Raw genomic sequence first — 13,627 nt, forward strand, 5'->3', positions numbered from 1 at the left:
AGAGATTGAATCAATGCGTCTAACAAATATGCTCAAAGGGATATTTTTCCTGTTTTCAGTTTTTCTCTGGACGGGGTCTGTGATTCAAGCAGCAGAAAAGTCAGCCAGACCGAATGTGCTGGTGATTTTGGTGGATGATTTAGGCTATGGTGATTTGAGTAGCTATGGTGCCTCAGATCTGAAATCGCCGCAGATCGATCAGCTGATTAGCCGCGGGATGAAATTCACCAATTTTTATGCAAACTGTCCTGTATGCTCTCCGACGCGAGCAGCTTTATTGACCGGGCGCTATCAAGACCTGGTCGGCGTTCCGGGAGTCATCAGAACACATCCCGAGAACAGTTGGGGATACTTATTGCCAACGGCAATCACATTAGCAGATGTGTTTCATCAGGCAGGCTATTATACAGGCATCATCGGGAAGTGGCATCTGGGGCTGGAATCTCCCAACACACCGAATGAACGTGGTTTTGATCACTTCCATGGATTTCTCGGTGACATGATGGATGATTATTACCAGCACCGCAGACATAATGTGAATTACATGCGACTCAATCAGAAGACGATTGATCCAAAGGGACATGCCACTGACCTGTTTACAGACTGGGCCTGTGAATTTCTACAGCAACAGGCATCAAGCCAAAAGCCGTTTTTTTTGTATCTGGCTTACAATGCACCCCATACTCCTATTCAGCCTCCGGAAGAGTGGGTTGAAAAAGTTGTTCGACGTGAACCCGGTATTGATCCTAAACGCGCGAAGCTGGTTGCACTAATTGAACACCTGGATGCTGGAATCGGAAAAGTCATTCAGACACTGGATCAAGCGGGTTTAAGCGAAAGTACGATCATCGTATTCAGCTCTGATAACGGCGGACAATTAAGCGTGGGCGCGAATAATGGAAATCTTCGTGATGGTAAACAGAGCGTTTACGAAGGGGGACTGAAAGTTCCTACTGGTGTTGTCTGGAAAAATCGAATCGCCCCCCAGTCTCAAAGCGACTTCATGGCAATGAGCATGGACTTGTTTCCGACGGTGTGTGAAGCAGCTGGAATTACGGTTCCTGCCGGATTGGATGCGGTCAGTTTTTTGCCAATCCTTGAAGGCAAGAGCCAAACCCCGTTACGCCGGGACTGGTTCTTTCGCCGACGAGAAGGAGGAACGCGGTACGGAGGAAAGACGATTGAGGCAGTGAGAAGCGGTGATTGGAAGCTGCTGCAGAACAGTCCCTTCGCACCGCTGGAGCTTTACAACTTAAAATTAGATCCGCTGGAGCAAAATAATCTAGCCGGGAAAAACCGAAATAAGTTCAACCAGATGTCGGCACTTTTGCGGGCTGAGATCCAGCGTTATGGCAGCGTGCCCTGGCAGAAACCAATCTCGAAGACATCGCCATCTGAATGAGATTGAGAATGTCTATTTGTAAATCACACAGCCGCGTAAATTCGATTTGAGGTCTTCGATCGTCTGAGGTTTTAAGGCGGTTCCGTAGAGAAAGATCTTTCTTAATTTGGGAAACCGAGTGAGCTTGCTGACTTCTTCATCACCGACGCGAGTGTAGGCTATTTCTAATGATTTTAGTTCTGGTAATCCCGAGAGCTCTGCCAGACCTTTATCAGTCAGATTGGTCCCATGAAGATTAAGCGACTCTAGATATGGTAAATCGACAATCTTTTTCATGTCTAGATCTTTGATTTTGGTATCTGTTAAATCGATCTCGCGAACAGCAAAATCTCCTTCCGGTATTTTTCCCGGAGTGTCGATGGGAAGATCACTATTGACTGGAATGACTTTTCCTCCGGCCTTTAGAACAAATTCTGTCACTGCCTTGCTGTTTGGGTCATGAGTCTTTCCACAACCACCGGCCAGAAGGCAGATCATGATTAAACAGACTTCAGAAGAGAGTCTGATAGCTAACGGCTTGGTGATCAGGTTCAGCATGTCACTCCCAGGTTCTGATAGAGCCAGTTATTCTGGCCGGATACTTCTAGCGAAAGACAATCCAGATGATTTATAATAGCAAATCGTCCTTGTATCATAATCGGAAAATTCAGCTCTGTGAAGCACGCTGAAAATAGATCCAGATTTCTTTTGCAAAGTAGATCAATTTGAGATGACCTCTGCTGATAACATCAACCTGCTTTCAGGAAAGATCCATCCTGCATGCCTGGACGAAGATGCGTTGCTTAAAGACTGTAAGATCCAGCATGTCAAAAGATCCGGCCCAGGAGGACAGCATCGCAATAAAGTCGAAACCGGCGTTGTGATTAAGCATCTTCCGACAAATGTGATGGGGGAAGCGTCTGAAACACGACAGCAGGCTCGGAATCGTCAGGCGGCATTATTCCGATTGCGGGTCAATCTGGCCGTGGAATGCCGTTTGGAGAACATTCCCGAACACCCTTCGACGCTCTGGAAACGACGCCTCAGTAGTGGAACAGTCAAAGTCAATCTGGAGCATCATGATTTTCCGGCGTTATTAGCGGAAGCGCTCGACACGATTACCCATTTTCAGTTTGATGTGAAATCCGCCAGTCAGTTTCTGGGATGTTCTTCATCCCAATTGATCAAGTTCTGCAAGAAAGAGCCACGCGCGTTGAGCTGGGTGAATCAAATGCGACAGCAGGCGGGACTTCACTCGTTAAAGTAAATTCTGAAACTGAGATTTCATTCAGTTGAGGATACGCATTAATCCCTGTTTTTCGGCCTGATTCGCCGTAGATCTTTCTTTACTTGCTGATAAAATGAATGTAACACAATGAGATCGTTTCATGTCTTTCTGGTATTAGTGACGCTGTATTTAGATCATACTATATGAATCATCGATTACTCGAATTCTGGCAAAAACGTGCGGAATGGCGTCCGGGGCTGGTTGTCATGCTCGTTACTGCGTTTGTTTTCACCTACACATTCCAGGCTCCAGTCACTTTGGGGCGATTTCATCACAATTTGCCTTTGATCCTGAGGATCCTGTCGGGCAGCATCTTTCTCTGGGGGTTTCAGCAGGTTCTGATTTCTTTCTTTCCGAAATTAAAACGCTATCAGTTAAAACGGATCGGTCGAAATCGTGTTTCTCTCCCGCGAGATGGTGTCGTCTATTTATTGATCATGATGGTACTTTTCGTGGGGTCTGTGCTTTCGCGCGAAAATATGTTAATGCTGGTGTTTGCGATGATGACGGGGCCTTTTGTTTTAAATGGCTGGATCACCTACAGCATGCTGAAGAAGATTAAATTAAAGCGAATCATTCCTCAGAGAGTGATGGTTGGCGAGACCTTTACCGCTGAGATCATTTTAGAGAATAATAAACGACTCATCGCAGCTTATTTAATGGAAGTAAATGATTCGTTCACAAATCGCAATGACAAACTGGAAGCCTCGGTTGTTTTCAGACGCGTTGGTCCCCGCCAGAAATTATCTGCGCACTACTATGCGAAATTGAGCCAAAGAGGGATTTATCAGTTTGGCCCGTTACAGGTCTCAACACGTTATCCATTGGGGCTGGTCAAACGAGGTGCTGTATTCTCCGAATTCAGTGAAATTATTGTTCATCCACAAATCGGTAGATTAAGCACGAATTGGGCCGATGACTTTTTTTCAATCGCAGAACTGGCTCAGCAGAATCAGAGTCGACGTGGTGTGTTTGATGATGAGTTCAACCATATTCGCGAATACCGATCTGGTGACAGCCAACGATCGATTCACTGGAGAAGTTCTGCCCGTCAAGGAGAATTGATGGTCCAGGAATACCACCAAAATCGTAATTATGACCTGATCATCGGTCTGGATTTATGGTTACCATCCTACTTCAATGCAGAACAGGCTGAGCGTGTGGAATGGGCCATCAGTTTTGTGGGAACACTTTGCAGAGAACATTTGCGATACAGCCGCGACACGAAACTGACTTTGGTTTCCCAGGGGAAAACGCTGGAACTGTTAGAAGTCGGCATTGGTTCAATGGGACTGGAATATTTATTGGATTTTCTGGCAACCCTGGAACCAGGCAAGTCGCAGACAGAGGGCGAATTTGCAAAATTAATTTCACAAATGAGTTCCCCACGCTCGCGAACGGTTTTACTCACAACGCGTGATGAAAGTGGGATCAAAAAACACAATCGCTTGCAAACCATTTTTGAGGAACAGGGAGTCGAAGTCCATGGGCAATGGAGAATGATTGAAGCGGCCCCTGAAATACTATCCCGCTGGCTTGTTCTGGAAACAGATTGAATTGCCCTCTGAATCATCTAGTAGCTGAGAAACACTTGTGAATTTAACGCTCACATTTCAAATTAGTATCTATTTGCTTGTCGCTTTATCCAGCATCATGTTCATGATGGCCGAAGGGGGACTGTTTCCACAGTTGTTAACAATCCCTTTAGGGATGTTGACGCTGTTCTTTACAGATCGGTGGGAGAAGTTCAGCTTGACTCCTCTCTGGGCCAATATTTTGGGGTTACTGGCATTTTTGATCGTTTGTGCCGAGTTTTTCTCAAATATCGAGGGACGGTTGCTTTCCGGCGCCCATTTTTTAGTGTATCTCACCTGGATTATTCTTCTCCAGAAGAAAAGTGACCCTCAATACTGGTGGCTTTGTGCGTTAGGCTTCCTGCAGATCGCGGTTGGAGCGGTACTTACCGAATCCGGCTACTATGGTAGCTTGCTCGTCGTCTATATGTTTTTATCAATCTGGACACTGTCTGTATTCTCGCTCTATAGAACACGAAACACATTTTTTAAACAGGATGCACCTGTGGGGCTTCCCCGGCTGAAGGTCGAACAGGCTGCTGTTTCACCATTTCAACAGTTCAGTCAGGTTCAAGGGGGAGTCCAATCAGACCAAAGTCGCCGATGGCTCACCGCCGAATTCTTCTGGGCAACATTTGGCTGCTCGATTGCTGCTTTATCGATTTCAATGTGTTTCTTTCTTCTGATACCACGGTTATGGGTAAATCGGTCTATCTTCAATAATGAAACCGTCCAAGGCGGGAATAAACCGCTTGTCGGTTTCACTGAGAAGGTACAGCTTGGTGAAATGGGAGAAATTCTTGAAAGCACTGAGCGTGTGCTGGAACTGGCAATTTATGATAATGAAACTGACGAGCCGGTAACCGTCACCGAATTTGTTGAGAAATATGGTTTAGACGAACCTCTCTTTCGAGGCACTGTGCTTTCCAATTACCAGAATGGAAGTTGGAGTAAGGCCCAAAGACGGAGACTAAGACGCGGTTATTCTGAATGGCGACCGACGAGATCGAAAGAGCTCGATATTCAAGACCTTTATCGGCAGGAATATATCCTCGAACCGATTGGGACACGAGTCTTGTTTATCATGCAGCCACTTGTTGCCATGGATATGCTCAGTGATAGTGAAAACACGTTAGACGTCGAGTCTTATGAGATTCGACAAAAGATGCTTCCGCGAAAAGATGAGAGTACCAAGTACAATCTGTTTACCGCGAAAAGACCACAAGAAAATAGCGAAATGTCCCAGTTGTATCGCCAGAGGCAATATCTGGAGTTGCCGCGGAATGATTTGAAGAGGCTGATAAAATATACGAGATCTTTAATTGCAGCGCACCCTGAATTAAAAACCAAAACTGACAAAGCGCGATTTCTAGAATCACATTTACGTGATTCCGGCGATTATAGTTACACCCTGAATATGTCCATCGAGGATCCCACAATTGATCCTGTGGAAGACTTTCTCTTTAATCGTAAGTCGGGGCATTGTGAGTATTATGCGTCGGCTCTGGCATTGATGTTACGCGCCATTGGCATTCCGACGCGTGTAATCACCGGATTTAAAGGTGGCGAACCAAAATATTTGTCGAATCAATTCGAAGTTCAACAACGCCACGCTCATTCCTGGGTTGAGGTCTATCTGGATGACCATTGGGAAACGATGGATGCGACTCCCGCTTTACAACGGGCGGAAATGGTCGCAAAGAATGCCGCTTCGTTAAGTAGCTGGAAAGGGGCGAATAAAATGTTGTCCCAATTCTGGAATGATTACGTGATTGGCGTTTCTTTTCAGCGTCAAAAGCGTGCTTTTTATGATCCTATTGTCAGAGCGGGAAAAAAACTCGGAAAACAGTTACTGGATATTCGAGCAACTCTGACTGCCGCTGTAACAACTGTCAAAAGTTTTCTGTCTTCACCTCGTCGCTGGTTTAGCTGGGAGGGTGGTGCTGCCGTATTTATTATCGCTGGTCTCTTCTTCGGACTGAAATGGTTATTCAAGATCACAATCAGGGTGTTTCGATTTTTGTTCAATAAAGAAACAAAGCAATCCGGGGTTCTGAATTCGGCCAATGTTGCCTTCTATGAGAAGTTTCAAAACTTACTCGCCAAGAAAGGACTGGTACGAGAGCGTTCAGAAACGCAAAAAGAGTTTTCAATTCAAGTGAAAACAGACCTGCTATCAGAACTCTCAGAAGCTCATATCACTGATTATCCCGATCAGGTAACCGAACTCTATTATCAGGTCCGTTATGGCGATCATTCTCTAGAGCCACAGGAATCTGAAGAAATTCAGCGTAAGTTGACGACACTCGAATCCGTATTGCTCAAAGAAGAACCGTCACAAAGTTAAATGGGACTATTCAAGCATCCCGCAGTCGAGGGTCAGAAGCTTCCTGGAGCCCTTCTCCAATCAGGTTATAAGCCAGAACAGCGAGGAAGATGGCCATTCCGGGGAAGACGATCAACCACCACATCTGCAGGTTTTGTCGTCCCAGGTTCAGCAAGGTACCCCAACTGGGATTTGGGGGAGGCGCACCAAATCCGAGAAAGCTAAGACCGCTTTCGATTAGAATGGCAGCAGCGATTCCGAAGGTAATCGGAACGAGGACTGGCGCCAGTGAGTTTGGCAAAATATAGCGGAAAATAATTCGGAACTGTCCAACACCTGTTGTTCTTGCTGCCAGGACAAAATCACTTTCTCGCAGTTTCATAAATTCTGCGCGGGCAAGACGGGCAATCCCGGTCCAGCCAGTACAACCGATAATCGCCATCATGTGCCAGATGGTTGGTGAATCAATAATAGCGATGATCGCAAGAATTAAAATCAATGTGGGAATACACATTACGACTTCAATCAGACGACTGAGAGCCATATCAATCCATTTACCATAAAAGCCGGCTAATGCTCCTACGATGATTCCGATGACCCCCGCGATTCCCATTGAGACAAAACCGACGAGTAATGCAATCGTGGTTCCATGGACCATTTGCGCAAATACATCGACTCCACGCTGGTCAGTTCCGAACCAGTTTCGCAGACTGGGAGCACCGTTGTCCTGAGTCGGATTTCCTGGCAGTCCCTTCCATTCATTGTCATAAACACGGCGGTATGGGTCCTGATAAACTAAAGGCCAGATGGCCCAGCTGTTGGGATCTTTCTTTTTCAGATTTTCGGGAAAGCGGTTTCGAAATCGATCTTTATAGAAGATCGGATTTTCCCATTCACGTCGAAAATACCCCATTGCAGGAAAATAGATATGGCCTTTGTATTTGCAGATGATGGGTTTTGTACCAGCAATCGCAGGAGCGAAGATCGCGACAAATCCAAGAAACCCGATATAGATCAAGGCCAGCATTGCCATTTTTCTTCCCTTGAAACGTTGCCAGGTTTCAGCCCAGAAACTAGGGGACTTCGACACTGTCTTCCGCTCAGATGAAGAGGTCGTGTTTTCTTCAGTTTGCTCTTGCATAGTGATTTATGATTCAAAAGGAATGCGACAAATAGGAGAAAGAATCACTTAGGAGTCTCTTGTTAGTGGTCTGCGATTTTGACACGGGGGTCTGCCATTGCATAAAAGATATCTGCTAAAAGCTGACCGGCTAACGTTAAAATGGAAAACATCAGCGTCAAGCCCATGATGGTGGGATAATCCCGTTCCAGAATTGACTCAAAATAAAGCTGTCCCATTCCAGGCCAGCTGAAAATACGTTCGATAATCACAGAACCGCCCAACAACGAAGGCAGCGTCAAACCAATTAAGGTGACGAGTGGAATGAAGGTATTGCGAAACGCATGTTTGACTAAGACGTTTATCGGCCCCAAACCCTTTGCGCGTGCCGTGCGGATATAGTCTTGTCTCAGAACTTCATGCATATTTGCGCGAATGAAACGACTGTAATATGCCAGACTGCCATAGGTGTAGCAGATCACCGGCATCAATGCATGTTTGAAAATATCCCAGGTTTGCTGAGCACCGGTCATGGATGAATAACCATCGCTTTTCATTCCATATAAAGGCAGCCACCCTAATTTATTCGCTAAATAGATCTGTAAGAACAGAGCCGCGACGAAACTCGGAAATGAATACAGCATGTAGAGAATGGTTCCGACCGTTCGTTCATCCAGTTTCCCCTGCCTTGCAGAGGAATATAAGCCAATCGGAATTGCCAGGAGATAGGTCAGAAACAGAGAGCTTAACGATAAAATCAGAGTTGGTCCCATACGTTCATGAATGAGACGTGCGACGGGCTGCTTTCGTGAGATGGACCGACCGAAATCGAGTCGAAAAACATTTCCAACCCAAAGGGCATATGCCTGCGGCCATGGCTTATCAAGTCCGTAGGCTTTTCGCATGCGCTCTATATCAGCCGGATTCAATTCTTTTCCTGGATCAACCATTGCCATCTGGGTCGAAATTGGTGACCCAGGCATGTTACGGATCAGTCCAAAAATAATGAACGTAATCAGGACAAGAGTAATCAGGCCGATGAAGAGCCTACGTACAAGATAGCTGAACATGCTTTTCAATCAATCCATTAACAGAATCAACAAAAATCGTAGCGACTGGCAACGCAATTCGAAAAGAGCATTCTCAGGCTATTTACTGACAGGCTTCCAGAGACTTCCAAATCCTGGCCCATAGCCATAAGGGCCACGAGGACTGAAGACATAACCTCTCAAATCCTTGTTAAATCCATAGAATGAATTACGGAAATAAAGCCAGGTATAGGGCTGATCTTCATACAGAATCTCATGGATTTTGCCATAGATTTTTGCCCGTTTGTCTTTATCGAATTCACGTCGCCCTTCTTCAAACAGTTTGTCAACTTCCGGGTTGGAATATTGACCATAATTTCGAGGAGCGTCTGTTTTCCATAAATTGATTGAAGTGTCAGGGTCTGTTCCTGTCCCCCATCCACCAAACATTGCCTGAAACTGATGATTACGTGCCTTATCCTGCATCACCGTAAACTCAGTTGGTTTGACTTCACAGATAATGCCAATCTGGTCCAGGTTTTCTTTGAGTAACGTACAGATCGAAAGGGATAAAGGCCTGTTCGCCGTCATGATCGTAAACCGGAATGGAATAATTTTCCCATCGAATTCCTTGTCTCGAATTCCGTCTCCATCGTGATCGATCCAACCCGCTTCATCCAGCAGATCTTCTGCCTTGTTTAAATTCTGTTGAAACGGTTTTGTCATTGGCTTGGGAGCCATCCAGGCCGTTTCGTGGTAAATACCAGTACATGGCTGGTATAAACCGTAGCAGAGTTCGTCCAGCATTTCTTTATGATTAAAAGCATAACTCATTGCCTGACGCACTTTTTTATCTTTAAAGAATAAGGTTTCACAGTTCCAGCCAAAGTAGAAGTAAACCCATTCCAGGCCATTTGCCTTGGTGCAGGTTTTGTAAAAGTCTTCGTCTTCGGTTTGTGTTTTCCAGAGTTCAGGGTTGAGCGCCATTTCATCGATCTCCCCTTTTTTCAACGCAAGCAATGCAGTATTGGGGTCCTGTATAATTCTGAGTCGGACACGCTCAAAATAGGGCCGAGTACGAACTTCTTTTCCATCCTGCATGTACCAGCTTTCGCGACGTTTTAAAATAATTTCCTGTCCACGAACTCGTTTTTCAAGTTCATAAGGTCCGCCGGTAACTGGTTCATTTTCATACTTTACATGGTACTGGCTATCTTGCAGTGTGGGATCTGTCTCCAGCTCTTTTTCATAAATGTGCTTGGGGATGATGGGGAAATTCAGGTTCCAGACGTTTGTGGGGAGTGCTTCCTTATGGAAAAAGACCAGAGTCTGGTCATCATAAGCCTGAATCCATTTGAGCTGATCGGTACCAGAGCGAACTGCAGGAACAGGTACCCGGGGGTTCATGATCGTCTTGAAGGTAAACACAATGTCGTGTGCAGTGATAGGAGTGCCGTCTGACCATGTCAAATCATCTCGGAGGACGACTTTGTCGTACAGCATGTCTTTACTGGTCTGCCAGGAGACCACGGTATCAGAAACGGCAAAAGGCCTGAAGTTCCAATCGAAACTGAAGAGTCCAAATCCGGTGAGAGAGGACACCTCAAATTCGACAGCAGAACTACCCATGATCGGATTAGTGCTCTTCAAGTCAGCCCCGACATGTCGATTAATGGTCGCGTTCCAATCGACTTCTTCGTCATTTTCGGGTAGTCGGCCGAGCGCACTCAGGATTTTTTCGTTGCTTTCCTGGTTGGTATTTTTCAGCTTTAATGCTTCCTTCACGCTGACCAGTTGCTTCTCTTTACTCTGACGTTCCCGTAGTAGCTCCAAACTATCCAGTACTGGCTGTTCTTCCCACTCAACCTCAGCATCCAAGTCGGCTAAGCTGGGGGCATCAAATGGTTTCAACAGTGGTTCCAGAGGTACATCTTCTTTTGCTTCCGTGCTTGAATTTTCCGATGACTCTTCCGTCATATCGGTTGAAGGCGATGGCCCAGGGCATCCTGTGAGAGAGAACGTAAGCAGAATGGTCAAAAGCAATAGATTCAGGCGGGGAACTAAATTCATGGATATTCCTTCAATTAACTCCATTGAAAAGTCGGAAAATTCACCGGAGGACGAAGCTGATTTATTTGAATAAAGTAAATTCAAAATATTCGAACGGCTCAGGCTAGATTGTGGCAGACTGAGCCAAATAGAACAAGGCTGATTTTGGTTTTAAACGCAAGATGCGTTTAGACTTAACATCAACCAAAATCAGCCTTATAATAATCACTTGGCAGTTCTGCGCTCAAGCGTCGTCAATTCTCAGGTCATCTTATTGAAAGACACCGACCCAGTAATATTGACCATTCAGGACCATATAGCCAAATCCGGCCTGTGTTCCGGTAAGCATAATTGAATGGTGGGCGGGAGAAGCAATCCAGCCATTGACGGCAGCTGCTGCTGATGTAGGACCTTGGAAAATGATCTCGGGCCAAGGCAGATTACTATGCTGGTAGTAGCCGGTTTGTGCCATCCATTTTGCGTGTTCTTGCGCTTTCAAACACATTTTGGTGTTCAATGTCAGTGCAGGTAATCCGTTTCGGGCTCGTTCCTGATTGTGCAGCTTCAACAATTTCAAAATAGTAGGATGCTTGATCAGCCAATCATGCTCACCTTCCTTTGGTTTTGCTGCTTCTTTAGGGGCTTCTTCTGAAGAAGCAGGTTGAATGAGCATCAGACAAAACAGACTTGCTAAAACGACTCTCCATGCTGGTTTTATTGTCATCATTTCTTTCCTAATCTTTCCGTAGAGGAGTTAAAATATAGTACCGGCATAAAGTTTGCCGGTCCCGTAGACTGCTGAGGAAAGGTTAGCAACGGCAAATCCTCTGGTCTACTGTACGGAAAGCAGAAAATCAGCTTCTCAGATCATATTGACAAATCTACATATCATTCCCTGTCTACGCTTCAAATGCCTGTTTTTCCCTATCATTAACCCTCTTCTTGATTTGCAGCAGATCGTCGGTGGGAATGGATTCAATCAACTTTCTTGTATACCCCTCTTGCGGGTTTTGATAGATCATTTCTGACGGTCCCAGTTCGACCAGTTTTCCCTGATTCATCACCGCCATCATGTCAGACATGAATTTTACAACGCTCAAATCATGACTGATAAAAATATAGGTCAGGTTATATTGTTCCTGTAAATCTTTGAGTAAATTTAAGACCTGAGCCTGCACGGAGACGTCTAATGCCGAGACCGATTCATCACAGATGATGAATTCCGGTTCGACTGCCAGCGCGCGGGCAATCGAAATACGCTGGCGCTGCCCGCCAGAAAATTCATGGGGATAGCGGTCCAGATATTCGACCGGTAATCCTACTTCTTCCAGGAGGGAGGCAGCCCGGTCTCGTCGATCCTGTTTTGATGTACCTAAATTATGCGCGATCATCGATTCCGTAATAATGGTGGAGACCATCATGCGCGGGTTCAGTGAACTGTAAGGGTCCTGGAAAATAATCTGAACCTTACGTCGAAATGGTTTTCGGCCAGCCCGGCTCATATGTGCCAGATCGTTTCCCTCAAAGAGAATTTTCCCGTCAGTCACAGGAGCGAGACCAACGATGGCTTTACCAGTTGTTGTTTTTCCGCAACCGGATTCTCCTACGAGCCCCAGTGTCTGGCCACGATAAATATTTAACGAAATTCCATCAACGGCTTTTACATGATCGACAGTTCTGCGAAGAATTCCACTTTTGATCGGATAATAAACCTGTAGCTGGTCAAGGCTCAGAATGGGGGCCTCCCCTTCTTTGACCAGTTGAGACTCGGGTAGTGCTTTGACATCATCCGCCTGGTAACCAATTGTTTCCAGCTCTGAAAGAGGATGCAGCAATCTCTTGCGCCCATGTGACGTTAAGTCATTGAACTGACTTTTATCAAATTCCTTTTCTTCAATGATATATTCACCGAGCTCTGTTTCTTCAAAGTCCATGAAATCAGAGACCGTTGGTAGACGCTTAAAAGTCGTATCTAATGCGGGGCGGCAGGCGAGCAACCCTTTTGTGTAAGGATGCTCAGGATTTTCGAAGATTTCAACTACGGGCTTGTATTCGACTAATTTGCCTCGGAACATGACCGCGACATCATCTGCGATTTCCGCAATCACACTTAAATCATGGGTAATGAATAAAATAGACATCCCACGCTCATCGCGCAGTTTCCGCAGCAGATTTAGAATTTGTGCCTGAATTGTAACGTCGAGTGCTGTTGTGGGTTCATCTGCGATCAGCAACTCGGGATTGCAGCTTAACGCCATGGCGATCATGACCCGTTGTTTCTGGCCTCCAGACATCTCATGAGGATAACTTGAAAAGCGGCGTTCCGGATCGAGAATTCCTACTTCGTGAAACAGTTCAATCGTGCGTTGTTTCGCCTCAGCCGCAGTGACCTGCTGGTGTAGCATAATGGTTTCCATCACCTGCTTCCCAACGCGAAACACTGGATTTAACGACGTTCCAGGTTCCTGAAAGATCATACTGATATCACGACCACGGATATTTCGCATTTCCGGATCTGATAATTTCACCAGATCTTTTCCCAGAAAGGAAATCGAGCCTGCATCAATTTTGGCAGCTGTGTCCGGCAGCAGCTTCATGATTGATAAGGATGTAACGGACTTGCCTGACCCGGATTCGCCTACCAGCCCCAGCGTTTTCCCTTTCTCGATTGTGATATTCAAATCTTCAACCGCTTTCACAAGGCCGCGTCCTGTGTGAAAGTAGGTTTTTAATCCATTGATATCGAGTAGTGCCGTGTTCTCTGTCATGGGAGTTCCTTTTGAAATCAATTTCAAATCACCTGGATCTTTCCGGCTCATTCAAAATTCATTTGGCGCACTTTGTATTTTTGAAAGTGATTC

Annotated in this window: 10 protein-coding genes; 4 read left to right on the forward strand and 6 right to left on the reverse strand. The window is 45.7% G+C overall.

Annotated elements, in window-relative coordinates; genetic code table 11:
* The first annotated feature begins 13 nt into the window (after window positions 1-13).
* Window positions 14-1,402 (forward strand): sulfatase family protein, encoded by a 1,389-nt coding sequence (locus Enr17x_RS14940; protein WP_198000580.1) that lies wholly within the window; start codon window positions 14-16, stop codon window positions 1,400-1,402.
* Window positions 1,403-1,414: 12 nt separating this feature from the next.
* Here the strand turns inward: Enr17x_RS14940 and Enr17x_RS14945 are convergent, their stop codons facing one another.
* Complete coding sequence (locus Enr17x_RS14945; protein ID WP_145310029.1) at window positions 1,415-1,939, reverse strand: leucine-rich repeat domain-containing protein; 525 nt, start codon at window positions 1,937-1,939, stop codon at window positions 1,415-1,417.
* A gap of 172 nt (window positions 1,940-2,111) precedes the next feature.
* Between Enr17x_RS14945 and Enr17x_RS14950 the strand changes: the two genes are divergently transcribed.
* From Enr17x_RS14950 to Enr17x_RS14960, 3 genes are all read left to right on the forward strand, one after another.
* Window positions 2,112-2,648 (forward strand): peptide chain release factor family protein, encoded by a 537-nt coding sequence (locus tag Enr17x_RS14950; RefSeq protein ID WP_198000581.1) that lies wholly within the window; start codon window positions 2,112-2,114, stop codon window positions 2,646-2,648.
* Window positions 2,649-2,812: 164 nt separating this feature from the next.
* Window positions 2,813-4,225: a DUF58 domain-containing protein gene (locus Enr17x_RS14955; protein WP_145310031.1), complete on the forward strand. Its 1,413-nt coding sequence runs from the start codon at window positions 2,813-2,815 to the stop codon at window positions 4,223-4,225.
* 37 nt (window positions 4,226-4,262) lie between these two features.
* Complete coding sequence (locus Enr17x_RS14960; protein ID WP_145310033.1) at window positions 4,263-6,590, forward strand: transglutaminase TgpA family protein; 2,328 nt, start codon at window positions 4,263-4,265, stop codon at window positions 6,588-6,590.
* 10 nt (window positions 6,591-6,600) lie between these two features.
* Here Enr17x_RS14960 and Enr17x_RS14965 read toward each other — a convergent pair whose 3' ends face one another.
* The 5 genes from Enr17x_RS14965 to Enr17x_RS14985 all read right to left on the reverse strand — a co-directional run bounded on the left by Enr17x_RS14965 (window position 6,601) and on the right by Enr17x_RS14985 (window position 13,534).
* Window positions 6,601-7,710 (reverse strand): ABC transporter permease, encoded by a 1,110-nt coding sequence (locus Enr17x_RS14965; protein ID WP_145310035.1) that lies wholly within the window; start codon window positions 7,708-7,710, stop codon window positions 6,601-6,603.
* A gap of 62 nt (window positions 7,711-7,772) precedes the next feature.
* Window positions 7,773-8,759 (reverse strand): ABC transporter permease, encoded by a 987-nt coding sequence (locus Enr17x_RS14970; RefSeq protein WP_145310037.1) that lies wholly within the window; start codon window positions 8,757-8,759, stop codon window positions 7,773-7,775.
* A 78-nt stretch (window positions 8,760-8,837) separates the two neighbouring features.
* Entirely contained in the window at window positions 8,838-10,787 is a 1,950-nt protein-coding gene (locus Enr17x_RS14975) for a peptide-binding protein (protein ID WP_145310038.1), read from the reverse strand.
* A gap of 250 nt (window positions 10,788-11,037) precedes the next feature.
* Window positions 11,038-11,493, reverse strand: a complete 456-nt coding sequence (locus Enr17x_RS14980; protein WP_145310040.1) for a CAP domain-containing protein — start codon at window positions 11,491-11,493, stop codon at window positions 11,038-11,040.
* Window positions 11,494-11,665: 172 nt separating this feature from the next.
* Window positions 11,666-13,534: an ABC transporter ATP-binding protein gene (locus Enr17x_RS14985; RefSeq protein WP_145310042.1), complete on the reverse strand. Its 1,869-nt coding sequence runs from the start codon at window positions 13,532-13,534 to the stop codon at window positions 11,666-11,668.
* Window positions 13,535-13,627: the final 93 nt, after the last annotated feature.

It is taken from the genome of Gimesia fumaroli, from assembly GCF_007754425.1.
Taxonomy (GTDB): Bacteria; Planctomycetota; Planctomycetia; order Planctomycetales; family Planctomycetaceae; genus Gimesia; species Gimesia fumaroli.